Here is a 17,209-nt window from a genome sequence, read left to right as displayed (position 1 = left end):
TACGCCGGCCGTCCCCCACGGCACCGCCCCAGACCCTCCCGCGTCGATCATGGAGTAGTGGTGGGTAGAAGTTTCCACTTCGCACCATATGCGGGGCAGCACAACTCCATGATCGACCCCACGCGAGGCTACGATCCGGCGGACCGCTGGCATGCTGGGCGGGTGGATGAGACCTCCCCGGCCCGGCAGTGGCGAGTCCCGGCAAGCCTGCCGGCGGCGAAACTCGCAGGTGCGGTTCTGCTGATCGCGCTCGGGTTGCTCTTCGCCGACGGCGACGCGGTCCGGCTGGCGCTGGCCCTTCTGGCCGCCGCCGTCGTGGCCGGCTCGGCGGTACGCGACCTGATCGCGCCGGTCCGGTTGGCGGTCGATCCGACCGGACTCACAGTCGTCCACGGGTTCGCCGGCCACCGGCTGCTGCCCTGGACGACCATCGAGGCGATCACGGTGGATCGTCGACCGCGGCTGGGGCTGACGTCCGAAGTCCTGGAGATCGACGCCGGCGAGTCGCTGCACCTCTTCGGCCGATTCGAGCTGGGCACCACCCCGGAAGAAGTGGCCGCCGAGCTGCGCGCCGCCCGCCCTGTCAGGTGAGCAGCTGGGCGGTTCGGAAGAGCACAAGCGCCAACAGGACCAGCAGGATGATCGCCCCACCGGCAGCCTGCACCAGCGTCCGCCGGCCACGCGGCGCGTACGCGAGCACCAACGCCATCAGCCCGCCGACCACCAGCCCGCCCAGGTGCCCGGGGATGGAGATGCCTGGCACGGCCAGCGTGAACACCAGGTTGATCACCAGGATCGGGATGATCCGGGAGATGTCCCGGCCCAACCGGCGCTCAATGATGATCAGCGCGGCGAAGAGACCGAACACCGCGGTCGACGCGCCGACCGTGGCCGCGTTCTGGGCGCTGAACAGGTAGGCGGCCACGTTGCCGCCGAGGCCCGCGATCAGGTAGAGCGCGGCGAACCGCACCCGCCCGAGGTTGGCCTCAAGCGACCGGCCGAGCACCCACAGCGCCCACATGTTGAGCAGCAGGTGGAGCACGCCGTAGTGCAGGAACATCGCGGTGACCAGGCGGTAGTAGTCGCCGTCGGCGATGCCGTCCGGCAGGAAGCCGGGCGGAGCGAGGCCGTACACCGCACCCCACCTGGTCAGCGGCGTGCTTTCACCCATCAGGCCGCCGAAGCCGGAGCCACCCACCGCCGCGTTCCCGCTCCTGGCGGACGCGATGGAGAGCAGCAGGAACAGCACGTTCACGGCGATCAACGCCTTGGTGACATAGCCGTGCCGGCCGGCCGTACCGCCGCCGAAGGCGGTACGCGCCGGCCGGACACTGCGACGTCCCTGGTCGACGCACTCCGGGCACTGATGCCCGACCGAGGCCTCCCGCATGCAGTCCGGGCAGATCGGCCGGTCACAGCGGGTGCACCGGACGTAGGTCTCCCGGCCGGGGTGCCGGTAGCAGACCGGGGTGGTCGGTGGAGACTCGCTCACCGGGCCGACCCTCCGTCCACCACACGGTTTACCGGCACCGGCCGTGCTCCGGAGCGCTCAATCATGCGAGCAAAGGTACCTCGCTTGTCGCTCAGGAAGCGGACCGCTCGATCTCGACCCGCTCGATGACGACGTCCTGGAGCGGACGGTCGCTCGGACCGGTCGGGGTGCTCGCGATCGAATCCACGACCTTCACCGAATCCTCGTCGGCGACCTGGCCGAAGATGGTGTGCCGGTTGTTGAGGTGCGGCGTCGGGGACACGGTGATGAAGAACTGCGAACCGTTGGTGCCCGGTCCGGCGTTCGCCATCGCCAGCAGGTAGGGACGGTCGAACCGGAGCTCCGGGTGGAACTCGTCGGCGAACTTGTAGCCCGGTCCGCCCCGACCGGTGCCGGTCGGGTCGCCCATCTGGACCATGAAACCGCTGATCACCCGGTGCGAGATGGTGCCGTCGTAGTACGGACCGTTGCCCGGCTGACCGGTGCGCGGGTCGGTGTACTCACGGTTGCCCTCGGCCAGGTCGACGAAGTTGCGGACGGTCTTCGGCGCGTGGTTCGGGAAGAGCTCCAGCCGGATCGGGCCAGCGTTGGTGTGCAGGGTGGCGTAGACAGCCTCGGCCACGGGTACTCCTCACTCGTTGGTCAGTTCCATGCGGATCCTCCCATGTGCCCGATCTGGCATCGCGGAGGCATCCGAAGGTGGAGGATGACGAAGGAACAACTCCCAGGAGGTAGGACCGTGTTTGGATTCGGGCGGCGTAAGTCCCAGGGGCAGTTGGCGAAGGCCGAGCTGAACCAGAGCATCAGCCACCTGATGTCGGCAGCCAACCACGCCGCGAAGGGTGCCGGAGCGACCGTCGGCCCGCGGGTCCAGGTGGCCCGGGGCTATGTCGGACCGACCGCGGTGAAGGTACGCGACCGCGCGGCGACCGGCTGGGGGACGACTCTCACCACGCTGGCACCGCTGGCGGCGGCTGCTCGTGACGGCGCCGCGCAGGCAGGGCCGCTGACCAGGAAGGCCAAGTCGAAGACCATGCGGATCACCGGTAAGAAGAAGCAGCCGCGCCGTCGCGGCTCGATGATGACCGGCCTGTTGGCGGCGGGCGCCATCGCCGGTCTGGCCGGCGCGGTCGCGCTGCGTCGCCGCCGGGAGCAGCAGGAGTGGGCCGAGTACGACCCGACCCGCGGCACCCTGGAGCCGATGCGCGACGAGGTCGACTCGATCGAGGTACGTACGCCGTCCGCCACCCGGGGGTCCGACGGTTCAGCGATGTCCGGCGCGGCGGGGATGACCGGCGCGGGCAGCTCGGCGGTGGCCGGCGGCTCGAGTGTCAGCACCACCGCCCCGGCCAAGCAGACAGGTGTCCGCCCGACCGACAAGGTCCCGTCGGTCGCCGAGGGCGCCACCGACGTCTCCGGTCGGCCGACCGACGACCTCACCAAGGCGCTGGGCAAGGACACGGCCCGCACCAACGGCCGCCGCTGACCCCAGCGGCAGCGCATCCGGCGCCGACGAGCGGGCTGCCCCCGCTCGTCGGCGCTCTCGCGTGAGCGGCCCGGGCCTCACGCGGAGCGGCCCTTTCGCAAGATCCACTCGGGTTCAATGAAGTCGGGGTGTCCAGCGCTGCGGGATGCCGCGACTTCACGAAAGCCGAGTGGATCATGGTGCCGGTCCGGCGGCGGAGCGGGCTGAAGCGCCACCGCCGCGCGGTCCAGGTCTAGAGCCAGCCGTTGCGGCGGAACCAGCGGTAGAGGGCCAGTGAGACGCCGAGCATGAGGGCCAGGGCGACCGGATAGCCGTACGTCATCTTCAGCTCGGGCATGTTGTCGAAGTTCATGCCCTCGACGCCGGCGATGGAGGTCCAGACGGCGGCGATGGCCGCCCACGCGGCGATCTTGCGCATGTCGTTGTTCTGGTCGACGGTGACCTGGGCCAGCCGCGCCTGGAGGATCGAGTTCAGCAGGTCGTCGTAGGAGTTCACCTGCTCCACGGTGCGGCTCAGGTGGTCCTGCACGTCCCGGAAGTACTTGCGGATCTCCTTGGGCACGTCCCGGTTGACCTGGGACGTCAGCGTCATCAGCGGCCGTTGCAGCGGCACCACCGCCCGCTTGAACTCCACCAGCTCCCGCTTCATCTGGTAGATCCGCTGGATCCGCCCGTGGCCGTTCCGGTCGAAGACCTCCGCCTCCAGCACGTCCAGGTCGTCCTCGATCTGCTCGGCCACCTCCAGGTAGAGGTCGACCACCCGGTCGGTCACCCCGTACGCCACCGCCCACGGACCGTGCAGCAGCAACTCCTGCTTGGTCTCCAGGTCGGCGCGGATCGGGGCAAGCCGGCAGGCGTCCCCGTGCCGGACGCTGATCACGAAGTTCGGGCCGATGAAGAGCATCACCTGCCCGGTCTCCACGACCTCGGAGTTCTCGGTCAGCTCGGTGTGCTCGCAGTAACGGGCGGTGCGCAGCACCAGGAAGACGACGTCGCCGAACCGCTCCAGCTTGGGGCGCTGCTCGGCCTTGACCGCGTCCTCGACGGCCAACTCGTGCAGGCCGTAGGTCTCCGCGATGGCGGTCATCTCGGCCAGCTCCGGCTGGTGCAGACCGATCCAGACGAAGCCGTGCTCCTCGCGGCGAGCCGCGGTCAGCGCCTCCGCGTACGTCCAGTCGCCAGGCTGCCGCTTGCCGTCGACGTAGAGCGCGCAGTCGACCACCGCGCTGCGGCCGGTGCCCGTCGGGGCCGCGACGGGCGGCGAGCCGTCGGCGTTGAGGATCCGGGTCATCGCCCGCACCGGCGAGGGCCACGCCCGAGGCCGCAGGACCCGACCGGTGGTCGACGGTGCCGTCCGGTCCCGCTCTGTCCGATCCGTCATCGCGTCACCTCCCGCGCTCAGCTGCGGCTTGCAGGCTACGCCGACTGCGGTCGAGGACCGGTGTGACGGCGGTCGCGTGGCGGGGGCGGCGCCGAGTGGGCCGGGCCGCATCGGGGGGTGTGCGGGGACGACACGGCCCACCCGGCACCTGTGGGGGCGGGAGGTGATGCTGCCGCGTCAACCCGGGCGGGCCGGCGCGGTGGCCGGGCGGTGATTTCCGCAGCTGACGGGGTGACGCTCGCAGCATTGTGGGCCAGCCGGCCGCCCGGAGGGGAGCCCCGGGACGGCCGGCATCGTCGTTCTGTCGGGAACCCGACAGTTAACTCAGCTGCGGACGGCCTCGACGGCCTCCGCGAGCCGCCGGACACCCTCGTCGATCCGGTCGGCGGTCACCGCGGAGAAGGCCAGTCGGAGAGCGTGCCGCCCGCCGTCCAGCATGAAGTCGCTGCCCTTGACCACGGCGACCCCGCGCTGGGCCGCCGCCGGGGCGAGCCGGTCGACAAGCACGTCCTCCGGGAACTCCACCCAGAGGAAATAGCCGCCGTCGGGCTCCACGAACCGCGCCTGCGGCAGGTGCCGGCGCAACGACTCGGCGAGCACCCCGGCCCGCTCGCCCAGCGCCGCCCGGACCGTCTCGATCGAGCGGTCGATGTCACCGGAGACGCAGAACTGGTGCACGATCGCCTGGGACACCATCCCGGGCGAGATGTAGAGGCTCGTCGCGTTCTTCGCGATCGAGGCGATCAGGTCGGCCGGGCCGACCAGGTAACCGACCCGCACCCCCGGGCAGACCGTCTTGGTGAAGCTCGACGCGTGCACCACCACGTTGCGGGTGTCCAGCGAGAGCATCGACGGCAGCGCCTCGCCACGGAAGCGGACGTCCGCGTACGGGTCGTCCTCGAAGATCGTGAACTCGTACTCGGCGGCCAGGTCGAGCAGCTCCCGGCGCTTCTCCAGGGACAGCGTCATGCCGGCCGGGTTCTGGTAGTTCGGGATGACGTGCGCGAGCCGCGGTCGGACCCCGGACTCCAGCAGCTTGCGCAGCTCGGCAGTGTCCAGGCCATCCGGCTGGACCGAGATGCCGTGCAGCTCGCTGCCCATCCGCTGGAGGTTGAGCAGCGTCCGGTCGTACGTCGGGCGTTCCACCACCACCGCGTCGCCAGGGCGGACCAGGTGGTCGAAGAGGAACGCGTCGGCCTGGAGGGACCCGTTGGTGACCAGCACCTGGTCGGCCTCGACCCCGTGCTTCTCGGCGATCCACTTTCGCAACGGGAGGTATCCGACGGAGGTGCCGTACGCCGTCACCCCTGCGGGGTCGGCGTCGAAGGCGCGGACGGCGGCGGCCTTGAGCCCCTCGACATCGACGATGTCCAGCGAGGGAGCCCCACGGGCAAAGGAGATCAACTGCTCGGCGGTCATGGATGTTGAGCGTACGGGCGGCGATGGGGAACGCGCGGACGGCACGGCGATGTCCGCATCCTGAGCCACCGGGTCGGGTGACCCCACGTGACCGGTCGGCGGCAGATCAGACCGGAAGGGCGAGCGCGTCGTGCTGCGCGGCCCGGGAAAGTCCCTCCAGCTGCACGCCGAGCGCGTCGAGGAGCTGACTCCAGTCGAAGTAGGAACGCCAGGCGGTGATCCGACCCTTGCGGGCCCGGACCACGTCGGCCACCTCCCAGCTCACCAGGCGGCCGGTGGGCGCGACGGTGCCGTACGGCGAATGCAGGGTGCCGGTGTGGGTGCCGGTCAGACGCAGCTCGACCGCGGCGCCACCGGCCGTTCGGACCGCGCCCATCGGGTCGACCCGCAGGTCGGGAAAGGCGCCGGTCCAGGTGCGCAGCAGCGCGGGCAGCTCGATCGGACGGACCGTCACGCCCGGCATGGCGTAGAACGCCTCCGGGGCGTAGAGATCCGGCAGCCGGGCCACGTCCCGGCGCAGGAGCATTGCGTACTGCTGCTCGACCAGCCGCTCCGCGTCGCGCATCGGGACCTCCCCCACGGGCCACGGCATCTCCGCGCCCGTGTGGGATGTCTACCCATCGATCCGGCCCGGCACACCACCCCCGGTCAGGTCGTGGCGACCGCCTGGCTCTCGGCCCACACCCGCATGATGTCCCGGACGGAGATCACGCCGGCCACCTCCCGGCCGTCCAGCACCACCAGGTGCCGGAACCCGCCCCGGGCCATCGCCGCGGCGGCCTCGGCCACCGTCCACTCCGGCCCCGCGTAGACCACGTCCCAGGTCAGGTGGGCTCCGGTGCGCTCCACGTCGCAGTCCAGGCCGGCGCCGATGGCCTTCAACACGTCGCGTTCGGTCATGATCCCCACCCCCTCGGAGTCCGGGTCGATCACGACCGCCGACCCGACACCGCGGGCCGACATCATCCGGGCCGCCTGGCGGAGCGTGTGCTCCGGACCGACGACGAGAACCTGGCTGGACATCGCATCCCGTACCTGCATCACGCATCACCCCTTTGGGACGGTGGCATTCGGTACGGACATGGTGGTCGGTGGATGTTTCCGGGACAAGAGCGGCATCGCACATGCTGCGGACGCTGGCTACTGTCGGATGGTGTCCACCGAGCCCCTGCGCTGCGCCGGCGCGCTGATCGTCGACCATGACGGCCGCATCTTCTTTCAGCGCCGCTCACCACACCGACGTCTCTTTCCCAACTGCTGGGACATCGTGGGTGGCCACCTGGAGCCGGGCGAGGACATCGACGACGCACTGCGCCGGGAGATCACCGAGGAGACCGGCTGGGTCCTCTCCCACGTCCTCGGCCAGGTGGGCGAGTACAGCTACGTCGGCGACGACGGCCTGGCCCGGACCGAGCACGACTTCCTGGTCCGGGTCGACGGTGACCTCGACCGCCCGGCGCTGGAGGCCGGCAAGCACACCGAGTACCGCTGGCTGGCCGAGCACGAGGTGACGCTGCTCGACGAGCACCGCGACGTCAACGACGGGTTGATCCGACGGATCGCGGAGGAGGGCTTCGCCGTCCTGCGGTCGATCGGTCTGTGAACACCATCGAGCTGGCGCCCCACCGGATCGCCGGGCTGCTCGCGCCGGCCGTGGACCGGACCGTCCGCGCCGGCATCCTGGCCGGCCGGGACGGTGGTGGCGCCGAGTTGTCCCAGCGCTACGGCGGGGTGACGGCTACCGGCTTCCTGGTCGACCTGCGCACCCGGCTGGCCGCGCCCGGCGGCGCGGTCGACGGGCCCGGGTTCGCGGCGATCACCCGCTACCAGGACCCGGTCGCCTGCCGGCGAACCGTGGACAAGCAGGTGGCACACGGGATGATCTACCGCGGCCCGGACGGCGCCCTCGCCGCCACCGAGCGTGGCGCCGCCTTCCTCGCCGAGCTGTACCAGGTGCACGCCGAGGTCACCGAGGAGCTGTGGGCCGGGCACGACGACCGGGTGGCCCGGCTGGTGGCCCTGCTCGGCCGACTGCTGTCGTACGCCCTCGTGCTGGCCGACGAGGAGGGGGACCGGGGCGGGTCGGCCTTCGCCGCGCTGGCGCCCCCGTACGAGCCGGACGGCACCCCGTCGGGCGTGCTGCTGCTCAACCGGCTCAGCGCGCTGCGCCACCACCGGGCCGACGCGCACGCTGCCGCCTGGGCTGCCGCCGGGCACACCGGGTCGAGCATCGCCGCCCTGCCGGCCGGCCCCGAACGGCTCGCCATCGAGCTGGAGACCGACCGGCGGGCCGCCGGCCCGTACGCCGCGCTCAGCGCGGAGGAGCGCCTGCTGATGCTCGCCGACCTGGCCGCACTGCCCGGCTGACCCGGTTGGCCGGAGCGGCGCACCCGGCCGGGGCTATCCTCCAGCGGTGACGGGAGCAGGACGAGGGAGGATGTCGCGATGATCGGAATGGTGCTCGCGGCCGGAGCGGGACGACGGCTGCGCCCGTACACCGACACCCTGCCCAAGGCGTTGGTGCCGGTGGACGGCGAGACGACGATCCTGGACATCGCGCTGGGCAACCTCGCCGAGGTCGGGCTCACCGACATCGTGATCGTCGTCGGCTACGCGGCCGACGCCGTCCGCGAGCGGCAGGCCGACCTGGAGAAGCGGTACGGGGTCACGCTCACCCTTGTGCACAACGACAAGGCCGAGGAGTGGAACAACGCCTACTCCCTCTGGCTCGCCCGGGAGTACTTCGCGCGCGGGGTGCTGCTGGTCAACGGGGACACCGTGCACCCGGTGAGCATCGAGAAGACCCTGCTGGCCGAGCGCGGCCCGGGCATCCTGCTCGCGGTGGACACCCTCAAGCCGCTGGCCGAGGAGGAGATGAAGACCACCTTCGACGCCGCCGGCCAGCTCACCCGGATCACCAAGATCATGGACCCGGGCGAGGCGTACGGGGAGTACATCGGCGCAACGCTTATCGAGCCGCAGGTCGCCGACGCCCTCGCCGACGCGTTGGAGGCGACCTGGCGACGGGACCCGAACCTCTACTACGAGGACGGCTACCAGGAGTTCTCCGACCGGGGCGGAGAGGTGCGGGCGGCACCGATCGGTGACGTCCCGTGGGTCGAGGTCGACAACCACGCCGACCTGGCCCGCGCGCGGGAGATCGCGTGCCGCTACTAGCTCGGAGCGTCCTCACCCCGCTGCACATCGACGTGCGGCGGGGGGCGGTGGCCGACCTGGGCGCAATCCTGGCCGACGGGCGGATCTCCTCCGGGGGCGACGTAGCGGTGGTGGTCGGCCCGGGTCAGGGCGCCCAGATCGCGGAGCTGATCCGACCGTCACTGCGCTCGGCGGACGTGTTCACCGTCTCCGGTGGCACGTTGGACGCCGCCGACGACCTGGGCGGCAAACTCCGCGCCCGGTCGTACGACGCGGTAGTCGGCATCGGCGGCGGCAAGACCATCGACGTGGCCAAGTACGCGGCCACCCGCCGAGGGCTGCCGATGGTGTCGGTGGCGACCAGCCTCGCCAACGACGGGATCGCCTCCCCGGTGGCCAGCCTGATCACCGACGGGATCAAGGGCTCCTACGGTGTGCACATCCCGATCGGGGTGATCGTCGACCTGGACTTCGTGGACAGCGGCCCGGACCGACACAACCGGGCCGGCATCGGCGACGTGATCAGCAACATCAGCGCGCTGGCCGACTGGGAGCTGTCCCGGCAGGTACGCGGTGAGCCGGTCGACGGGCTGGCCGCCTCGCTCTCGCGCGCGGGCGCCGAAGCGGTGCTCAATCACCCCGGCGACATGAGCGACGACGCCTTCGTGATCGTCCTCGCCGAGGCGTTGATCTCCAGCGGCCTGGCGATGGCCGTCGACGGCACCAGCCGGCCGTGCAGCGGCGGCTGCCACGAGATCATGCACGCGGTCGACTCGCTCTTCCCCGGCACCGCCTCACACGGCGAGCTGGCCGGGCTGGGCGCGCTGTTCTGCACCTGGCTGCGCGGAGACCTCCGCCGCTTCGGGGAGATGTCGGCCTGCCTCGCCCGGCACGGTCTGCCCCGGCTCCCCGCCGAGGTAGCGCTCACCGACGACCAGTTCATCGAGGCGGTGCAGTTCGCGCCACGTACCCGGCCGGACCGGTACACCATCCTCGAACACCTGGCACTCTCGCCTACCGAGACCCGCGAGCGGCTGGCAGACTACGCCGGTGCAATCCGCGACCAGCTTGGCTGACCCCCGTCCCACCGTCGCCGACTTCCACCGGGTGAACCGGGGCGGTGGCCTGTTCAGCGAGTCGATCAGCCAGTGGCTGGGTGCCGTCTTCGCGCTCGTCGCCCAGCGGCTCGGGCTGCGACCGACCGCGTTGACGATCACCAACCTGGTGCTCGGGCTGGCCACCTCGGTCACCGTGGTGGCGCTCGCCGGCCCGGTCGCCGCCGGGGACGTACCGGCCTGGGTGGTCGGCCTGCTCGCCCTGGTCGGCTGGCAGGTGGCGTACTCCCTGGACTGCGCGGACGGGCAGTTGGCCCGGGTGACCGGCCAGGGCAGCGCGGCCGGCGCCCGGGTCGACATCCTCTGCGACGTGGCCGCGCAGATCGCCCTGGTGGCCGCGCTCGCCGCGACCGCCGTGGCGCAGGAACCCTCCACCCCGACCTGGCTGGTGGCGACCTTCGCGGGCACCTGGATGGTCAACCTGGTCACGTCGGTGATGCAGGCCGGCCCGAACGCGGCCAGCATGGTCACCTCGACCTCGCTGCCGGTGCGCCTGGTGAAGCTGGTCCGCGACTACGGCGCGGTGGTCTTCGTGGCCGCCCTGGTGCTCGCCGTGGCCCCCGCGCTGGTCCTCTGGGTGATTGTCGCCTTCACGATCGTCAACGGTGGCTTCCTGCTGGCGAGCATCGCCTTCTCGGCCCGCGCCTCCCTGCGCTGACCCACCCGCCCCCGCGGCGCGTGCGAGACCTGCGCACGTTCCGCGATGTTGCTGCCTCCGACGCCGGGGAGGCACCACCATCCCTGATTTTGCGCAGATCATGCCGCGCGGGTCCGCTGCGCCTGCCCGCTCCGCCGGTGTGGCGCGAGTCCCGCCCCAAGATCGCGCTCGTTCCAGGAAGTAGGCCCCACCAAGCTCCGGGAGGCCACTAGATCCTGGATCGAGCGCGATCTTGACGGGTCCCCTGCCTCGGGTATGCCCGGCGGCGTGACAGGACCAGCGCGGGTGATTCCGGTACGGGCAGCGCGGGGGGCGGCCCAGGGCGGCGGGTCAGACGTGGTTGGGAGTACGGGCCAGGCCCGCGTAGATGTCGAGAAGCTGCTTGGTGACCACGTCGGGGTGGAAGATGCGCTCGTAGCGGGCGCGGGCGGCCATGGTCAACCCGGACGCACCGGCGCGGGCCACCGGCAGCGCGGCCGCGAGCGCGGCCGGCTCCGGGGCGACCACCCAACCGGCCTCGCCCAGGCCGATCCCCGCCGGCATTGGTGACCCGCCACCGCCCCCGGCGACCGCGGAGGCGTTCTCGGCGGGACCGGTGCCGGCGGGCTCGCGCGGGGCGTCGGCCCCGACCAGGTACGGAATGCCGCCCAACGCCGTACCGAGCACCGGCCGGCCGCTCGCCAACGCCTCGATGATCACGGTGGGCAGCACGTCGTGCCACATCGCGGCGACGATCACCACCGCGCTCGCCTCGACGGCGGCCTGCACGCCGGCCCGGTCGAGCTGACCGAGGTAGACCACGTCGGGTCGCTCGGCGGCGGCTGCCTCCACCAGCGGGCGCAGCTCACCGTCGCCGGCCACCCGCAGCGTGCCCAGCGCACCCACCGGATGCCGTCGCCAGGCGTCCAGCAGCAGGTCGACACCCTTCTCCGGGGAGAGCCGGGCCATGTAGAGGAACCCGTCACCGAGCGGCGCCGGCCGACCCGGGTCGGGTACGGAGTTCGGCTTCACCACGATGCGTTCGTCTGGAATGCCGTACTCGCGGAGGTGGTCGGCGATCGCCGAGGTGAGCGCGATGTACCGATCCACCGAGCGCCAGGTGCCCCGGTGCACGGCCAGGGTGGTCGCCATCAGCGCGCTCTGCGCCGCCGAGTCGCGGTAGCAGCGGTGCTTGATCGCCGGCACACCGAACGCCCGACCCTTGCAGTCCTGACAGATCACGCCGTCGCGGAAGTAGATCCCCGACGAGCAGACCTGCCGGTAGTTGTGCACCGTCTGCACCACCGGCACGCCATGCCGGTGCGCGGTCCGCACCACCCAGGGCGAGAGCAGGGGGTACGGGTTGTGCAGGTGCAGAACGTCAGGTCGGTGCTCGGTGAGCAGCCGGCTCAGGTCGTGCTGGGCGCGCGGCGCCCAGATCGGCGAGATCGGCAGCAGCGCCTTCGCCACCTTCGACATCGACGGGATCTCGTCCGAGCTGCGGATGAAGGGCAGCACCTCGACGCCGGCGGCGGTGAGCTGCGCGATCTCCGAGTCGACGATCGTGTTCTCACCGGAGGGCTGGGCTTCCCGGTACCGGTTGTGTGCCACCACGATTCTCACGGAGCTTGCCTCTCGTTCGCGATTGCGGGACTCGCAAGCTCATTCCTCACGCTCACGGCAAAGAAGGCTACCGTTATGTCGTGCCCGAACTACCGGAGGTTGTGTCGTGCCCGAACTACCGGAGGTTGAGGCGCTCGCGGGTTACCTGCGTCAGCGCGCGGTGGGGCGGCGCGTCGATCGGCTGGAGATCGCCGCGATCAGCGCCCTGAAAACGTACGAGCCGGCGCCGACCGAGGTCGCCGGCCGGGCGGTGGTCGACGCCAGTCGGCACGGCAAGTTCCTCGATGTCCTCTTCGAGGGCGGTCTGCACCTGGTGGTGCATTTGGCCCGAGCAGGCTGGCTGCACTACCGGGAGGCGTTCCCCGCCACCACCCCCCTGCGTCCGGGCAAGGGCCCTATCGCGGTGCGGGTACGCCTGGATGACGGTTCCGGCTTCGACCTCACCGAGGCGGGCACCCAGAAGAAGCTGGCCGCATACCTGGTCACCGACCTCGCGGCGGTCCCCGGGGTGGCCAAGCTGGGCCCGGACGCGCTCGCTGCGGATCTGCCCACCTTCGCCGAGCGGCTGCGAAGCCGGCGGGGGCAGGTCAAGGGGGTGCTGACCGACCAGTCGGTGCTGTCCGGGGTGGGCAACGCGTACTCCGACGAGATCCTGCACGCCGCGAAGCTGTCCCCGTTCGCGATCACCGATCGGCTCACCGACGCCCAGCTCGCCACCCTGCACGCCGCCACCCGACAGGTTCTCGGCGACGCGGTCGAGCGTTCCCTCGGTCAGCGGGCCGCGGAACTCAAGGGCGAGAAGCGCTCCGGGCTGAAGGTGCACGCCCGCACCGGGCTGCCCTGCCCGATCTGCGGGGACACCGTGCGCGAGGTGTCGTTCGCCGACTCCAGCCTCCAGTACTGCCCGACCTGCCAGACCGGCGGCAAGCCGCTCGCTGACCGTCGGTTGTCCCGTCTCGTACGGTGAGTAATTCCACTCGGTGGTTACGCAACGGAATCACCCTCACTGAGTGGAAGCTCCGGTCCGCCTGTCTCGTCCCCCGTGCATCCATCGGTATAGTGGCCCGGTCCCCGGCTTTTGAAATGGTGCGGAGCCGGCCAGATCCCGCCGGCACCATCGGTCGCCAATCTCCTTCGGGGCGGCGACCGGTTCGGCCCGCGTGGGAGACTGGGACGGTGGGCGACCCGGGCCTTCACGCCGAGTGAGCGGCCCGTGTCATGCGGGAGGACATGGGTGAGGTGACGGCAAGCCTCCAGCGCCCGGTAACCAACGAAGGCCGGAGCAGACTCGTGCGGCACGTCGACAGCTTCGAGATCCAGCCGCCGACGCCGCCTACGCACAACGGTGTACCCCGGTCGGCGTGGGCCAGGGCGCGACGCCGTGTCTCCCGTTGGCACCGCCCCTACACGGCGATCCTGCTGCTGCTCGACTTCAGCGCGGCCGCATTCGCCAGCTGGATCGCGATCCAGCTCTTCGACCAGGCCGCCTCCGGGTTCTCCGGCACCAAGCAGGACCCGACCTGGTTCCACACCATCTCCTACCTGCTGCTCCCGCTCGGCTGGGTCGTCATCCTCTGGGGCAACCGGGCGTACGACAGGCGCTATCTGGGGCTCGGGCCGGACGAGTACAAGCGGGTGATCCGGGCGTCGGTGACGGTGGCCGCGAGCGTCTCCTTCCTCGCCTTCGCCACCGTGACCCAGCTCTCCCGGTTCACCGTGGGCACCGCGCTTGTCGGTGCGGCGCTGCTGATCCTCTGGGGTCGGTTCGTGGCCCGGTGGGCCCTGCACTACATCCGCCGGCAGGCCGGCCAGGCCGCGCACCGGATGGTGCTGGTCGGCACCCTGCCGGAGTGCCTCGAGGTCTACGCGGCGGTCACCCGCAGCCCGTCCGCCGGGCTGATGCCGGTCGCTATCCACATCACCAACGGGTACGCGGCGGCCCGCGGAATGCCGACCCCGGTGCCGGTGTACGCCGGTCGCGACGTTCTGGCCCTGGTCCGTGAGGTCGGCGGCGACACCATCGCCGTCTGCGGGTCGGCCAGCGCCGAGCCGGGCGAGCTGCGCCGGTTGGCCTGGCAGCTGGAGGGTTCCGGTGTCGACCTGGTGGTCGCCCCGCAGCTCACCGACATCGCCGGCCCTCGGGTGCACATCCGGCCGATCGAGGGTCTGCCGCTGCTGCACGTCGAGGAGCCGACCCTCTCCGGGCCGGCGCTGCTGGCCAAGAACCTACTGGACCGGGTCGCCGCCGGCCTCGGCCTGCTGCTGCTGACCCCGCTCTTCGTGGCCATCGCCGTGGCGATCCGGATCTCCGACCCCGGGCCGGTCTTCTTCCGCCAGCCCCGGGTGGGGCATGAGGGGCGCACGTTCCGGGTGTGGAAGTTCCGGACCATGTACGTCGACGCCGAGGATCGGCTGGCCAGTCTGGTCGACCGGAACGAGACCGACGGCATGCTGTTCAAGATGAAGGAGGACCCTCGGGTCTTCCCGGTCGGCCGCTTCCTGCGGGCCACGTCACTGGACGAGCTGCCGCAGCTGATCAACGTGCTCTGGGGCGAAATGTCGCTGGTCGGGCCGCGCCCGCTTCCGGCCGACGACGGTGACTTCCTGGGTGATGTGCGCCGCCGACTGCTGGTCCGTCCCGGCATGACCGGGCTGTGGCAGGTCTCCGGCCGCTCCGACCTGTCCTGGGACGAGTCGGTCCGCCTGGACCTCTACTACGTCGACAACTGGTCGCTCGCGTACGACCTGAGCATCCTGTGGCGCACCGTCGGGGTGGTGCTCGCCCGCAAGGGCGCGTACTAGAGGGTTGGCGCGCCGGCTCGCAGGGGCGAGGATCGCTGCGTGGCTGCCAACCTCTCCGCCGTGGTCGGCGTCGTCTCACTCGTCACCGCGCTGACCGCAGCCCTGTTGGCGGTGCTGCGGCTGCGGGCCCGCCGTGGCATCGCCACCGCCACCCAGCGGGCGACCTACGAGGTGCTGCACACCGCCGGCCTGGCCGCCGAGCCGCTGCGGGCGGGGTTGAGCGAGGCGGGCGCGGCGAAGGCCGTACGCCATCTGCGGGCCCTGGTGGGCGCGGCCGGGCTGGCGCTCACCGACGCCGACCGGCTGCTGGCCCTCGACGGGCGCGGCACGCACCACGGTCAGCAGTTGCTCGCGGCGGCCCAGCGGACGGTGGAGACCGGCCGCTCGACGGTGCTCGGTGAGCAGGATCTGCACTGCGACCGGGTCGACTGCCCGATCCGCGGTGCGGTGGTCGCACCGTTGCTGGCGGCGGACGGCCGGGTGGTGGGCGCGCTGGTGGCGGTCGCCGATAGCCCACCGCCGCCAGGGCTGGTGCAGGCCACCCTGGAGACGGCGCACTGGGCCGGCAACCAGCTCGCCCTGGCCGAGCTGGACTCGTCGCGGGAGCGGCTGGCCCGCGCCGAGATCCGCGCGTTGCGCGCGCAGATCAGCCCGCACTTCATCTACAACGCGCTGACCGCGATCGGCTCGTTCGTGCGCACCGATCCGGAGCGGGCCCGGGAGTTGATCCTGGAGTTCGCCGAGTTCACCAGGTACTCGTTCCGGGCGCACGGGGAGTTCACCACGCTGGCCGAGGAGCTGCGGTCGATCGACCGCTACCTGACCATCGAGCGTGCCCGGTTCGGCGACCGGTTGCAGGTGCGGTTGCAGATCGCCCCGGAGGTGTTGCCGGTGACGCTGCCGTTCCTCTGCCTCCAGCCGTTGGTGGAGAACGCGGTTCGCCACGGGTTGTCCCGCAAGCCGGGCACGGGCATGGTGAGCATCGAGGCCCGGGACGCGGGCGCCGAATGCCACATCACGGTGGAGGACGACGGAGTGGGAATGGACCCGACCACGCTGACCGCCGGCATCGCCGAGCTGGCCCGCGGCACCGGCGACCCGGGTGACGACACCGGCCAGCACGTCGGCCTCTCCAACGTCGACGAACGGCTGCGGTCGGTCTTCGGGGACCGGTTCGGCCTGGTCGTGGAGACCGGGCTGGGCTCGGGCACGAAGGTGAGCATGCGGGTGCCGAAGTTCCACCCCGGCGTACGGGCGGGGTCGTGAGTGAGCGCACCGGGACGGGCGCGGTGAACGCGACCGGGTTCCTGCGCGTCCTCGCGGTCGACGACGAGCCACCCGCGCTCGACGAGTTGGCGTACCACCTGCGGGCCGATCCCCGGGTGGGCCGGCTGCACACGGCCGGGGATGCCACCGAGGCGCTGCGACTGCTGCGCGACGGCGACGTGGACGTGGTCTTCCTGGACATCCGGATGCCCGGCCTGGACGGCATGGAGCTGGCCCGGGTGCTGCGCCGCTTCGCCCGGCCGCCGGCGATCGTGTTCGTCACCGCGTACGACGACGGCGCGGTGGACGCCTTCGACCTGGGCGCCACCGACTACGTGCGGAAACCGGTTCGCGCCGATCGGCTGGCCGAGTCGCTGCGCCGGGTGATCGGCTCGCGGGTCGTGCCGTCGCACCCGGCGGCGCTGGCCCGCGCGGAGGAGGACCCGACCATCCCCATCGAGTTGGCCGGCACCACCCGGATGCTGCCCCGCTCGGCGGTGCGGTGGGTGGAGGCGCAGGGGGACTACGCCCGGTTGCACACCGCGGAGGGGTCGCACCTGGTGCGGGTGTCGCTGGCCACGCTCGCGGAGCGCTGGGCCGATGCCGGTTTCGTCCGGGTGCACCGGTCGTACCTGGTGCAGTTGAAGTTGATCGCGGAGTTGCGGCTGGTCAACTCCGGTTACGTGGTGGTGATCGACTCGACCGAGCTGCCGGTGAGCCGGCGGCACACCCGGGAGCTGAAGGACAAGCTGGTCAGGGCCGCGAAACAGGACTGGAGTCGCTGAACCGGGAATGGGAGCAGCCCTACCGTACGTTGTACGCTAGTCCGTAC

The 17,209-nt window shown here is 71.4% G+C and carries 18 protein-coding genes; 11 read left to right on the top strand and 7 right to left on the bottom strand.

Annotated elements, in window-relative coordinates; genetic code table 11:
- Window positions 1-162: 162 nt before the first annotated feature.
- Complete coding sequence (locus tag ACLQ3B_RS11160) at window positions 163-591, top strand: PH domain-containing protein (RefSeq protein ID WP_425779686.1); 429 nt, start codon at window positions 163-165, stop codon at window positions 589-591.
- Here ACLQ3B_RS11160 and ACLQ3B_RS11155 read toward each other — a convergent pair.
- Together ACLQ3B_RS11155 and ACLQ3B_RS11150 are read right to left on the bottom strand one after the other, a co-directional pair.
- Window positions 584-1,492: a rhomboid family intramembrane serine protease gene (locus ACLQ3B_RS11155; protein WP_425779684.1), complete on the bottom strand. Its 909-nt coding sequence runs from the start codon at window positions 1,490-1,492 to the stop codon at window positions 584-586. The genes ACLQ3B_RS11160 and ACLQ3B_RS11155 overlap by 8 nt on opposite strands.
- Window positions 1,493-1,583: 91 nt before the next feature.
- Window positions 1,584-2,114, bottom strand: coding sequence for a peptidylprolyl isomerase (locus tag ACLQ3B_RS11150; protein ID WP_425779682.1), 531 nt, complete (start codon window positions 2,112-2,114; stop codon window positions 1,584-1,586).
- Window positions 2,115-2,198: 84 nt separating this feature from the next.
- Between ACLQ3B_RS11150 and ACLQ3B_RS11145 the strand changes: the two genes are divergently transcribed.
- Window positions 2,199-2,978, top strand: a complete 780-nt coding sequence (locus ACLQ3B_RS11145) for a hypothetical protein (protein WP_425779681.1) — start codon at window positions 2,199-2,201, stop codon at window positions 2,976-2,978.
- A gap of 232 nt (window positions 2,979-3,210) precedes the next feature.
- Here ACLQ3B_RS11145 and corA read toward each other — a convergent pair whose 3' ends face one another.
- The 4 genes from corA to ACLQ3B_RS11125 all read right to left on the bottom strand — a co-directional run bounded on the left by corA (window position 3,211) and on the right by ACLQ3B_RS11125 (window position 6,819).
- Window positions 3,211-4,359, bottom strand: a complete 1,149-nt coding sequence (gene corA, locus ACLQ3B_RS11140; protein ID WP_425779679.1) for a magnesium/cobalt transporter CorA — start codon at window positions 4,357-4,359, stop codon at window positions 3,211-3,213.
- 324 nt (window positions 4,360-4,683) lie between these two features.
- Window positions 4,684-5,778 (bottom strand): PLP-dependent aminotransferase family protein, encoded by a 1,095-nt coding sequence (locus ACLQ3B_RS11135; protein WP_425779677.1) that lies wholly within the window; start codon window positions 5,776-5,778, stop codon window positions 4,684-4,686.
- A 106-nt stretch (window positions 5,779-5,884) separates the two neighbouring features.
- Window positions 5,885-6,343: an ester cyclase gene (locus tag ACLQ3B_RS11130; RefSeq protein ID WP_425779675.1), complete on the bottom strand. Its 459-nt coding sequence runs from the start codon at window positions 6,341-6,343 to the stop codon at window positions 5,885-5,887.
- Between the two features lie 83 nt (window positions 6,344-6,426).
- Window positions 6,427-6,819, bottom strand: coding sequence for a CBS domain-containing protein (locus ACLQ3B_RS11125; protein WP_354969780.1), 393 nt, complete (start codon window positions 6,817-6,819; stop codon window positions 6,427-6,429).
- Window positions 6,820-6,928: 109 nt separating this feature from the next.
- Between ACLQ3B_RS11125 and ACLQ3B_RS11120 the strand changes: the two genes are divergently transcribed.
- The 5 genes from ACLQ3B_RS11120 (at window position 6,929) to ACLQ3B_RS11100 (ending at window position 10,707) form a co-directional block, all read left to right on the top strand.
- On the top strand, window positions 6,929-7,381 hold the full coding sequence (locus tag ACLQ3B_RS11120) for an NUDIX domain-containing protein (RefSeq protein ID WP_425779673.1): 453 nt from the start codon (window positions 6,929-6,931) through the stop codon (window positions 7,379-7,381).
- Window positions 7,378-8,145 carry a hypothetical protein gene (locus tag ACLQ3B_RS11115; protein ID WP_425779671.1) on the top strand — a complete coding sequence of 256 codons (768 nt, stop codon included), beginning with the start codon at window positions 7,378-7,380 and terminating at the stop codon, window positions 8,143-8,145. The genes ACLQ3B_RS11120 and ACLQ3B_RS11115 overlap by 4 nt, the downstream gene beginning before the upstream one ends.
- Window positions 8,146-8,223: 78 nt before the next feature.
- On the top strand, window positions 8,224-8,955 hold the full coding sequence (locus ACLQ3B_RS11110) for a sugar phosphate nucleotidyltransferase (RefSeq protein WP_112583845.1): 732 nt from the start codon (window positions 8,224-8,226) through the stop codon (window positions 8,953-8,955).
- A complete protein-coding gene (locus ACLQ3B_RS11105; RefSeq protein ID WP_030331652.1) occupies window positions 8,943-10,010 on the top strand; it encodes an iron-containing alcohol dehydrogenase family protein in 1,068 nt (355 codons plus the stop codon). Before ACLQ3B_RS11110 ends, ACLQ3B_RS11105 begins: the two co-directional genes overlap by 13 nt.
- Window positions 9,985-10,707, top strand: coding sequence for a CDP-alcohol phosphatidyltransferase family protein (locus ACLQ3B_RS11100; protein ID WP_425779669.1), 723 nt, complete (start codon window positions 9,985-9,987; stop codon window positions 10,705-10,707). Before ACLQ3B_RS11105 ends, ACLQ3B_RS11100 begins: the two co-directional genes overlap by 26 nt.
- A gap of 330 nt (window positions 10,708-11,037) precedes the next feature.
- Here the strand turns inward: ACLQ3B_RS11100 and ACLQ3B_RS11095 are convergent, their stop codons facing one another.
- Window positions 11,038-12,309, bottom strand: coding sequence for a glycosyltransferase family 4 protein (locus tag ACLQ3B_RS11095; protein WP_425779668.1), 1,272 nt, complete (start codon window positions 12,307-12,309; stop codon window positions 11,038-11,040).
- A 106-nt stretch (window positions 12,310-12,415) separates the two neighbouring features.
- Here ACLQ3B_RS11095 and ACLQ3B_RS11090 point away from each other — a divergent pair, with 106 nt between their 5' ends.
- From ACLQ3B_RS11090 to ACLQ3B_RS11075, 4 genes are all read left to right on the top strand, one after another.
- Window positions 12,416-13,276, top strand: a complete 861-nt coding sequence (locus ACLQ3B_RS11090) for an Fpg/Nei family DNA glycosylase (RefSeq protein WP_425779666.1) — start codon at window positions 12,416-12,418, stop codon at window positions 13,274-13,276.
- Window positions 13,277-13,539: 263 nt separating this feature from the next.
- A complete protein-coding gene (locus tag ACLQ3B_RS11085; RefSeq protein ID WP_425779899.1) occupies window positions 13,540-15,111 on the top strand; it encodes a sugar transferase in 1,572 nt (523 codons plus the stop codon).
- 39 nt (window positions 15,112-15,150) lie between these two features.
- Window positions 15,151-16,377 carry a sensor histidine kinase gene (locus ACLQ3B_RS11080; RefSeq protein ID WP_357708605.1) on the top strand — a complete coding sequence of 409 codons (1,227 nt, stop codon included), beginning with the start codon at window positions 15,151-15,153 and terminating at the stop codon, window positions 16,375-16,377.
- 23 nt (window positions 16,378-16,400) lie between these two features.
- Window positions 16,401-17,162 carry a LytR/AlgR family response regulator transcription factor gene (locus ACLQ3B_RS11075; protein ID WP_425779897.1) on the top strand — a complete coding sequence of 254 codons (762 nt, stop codon included), beginning with the start codon at window positions 16,401-16,403 and terminating at the stop codon, window positions 17,160-17,162.
- Window positions 17,163-17,209: the final 47 nt, after the last annotated feature.

Origin of the sequence: Micromonospora sp. DT53 (assembly GCF_049841535.1) — a bacterium.
Classification (GTDB): Bacteria; Actinomycetota; Actinomycetes; order Mycobacteriales; family Micromonosporaceae; genus Micromonospora.
Note: the sequence above shows the minus strand (reverse complement) of the source record. Positions and strands in the feature narration are given on the sequence as shown.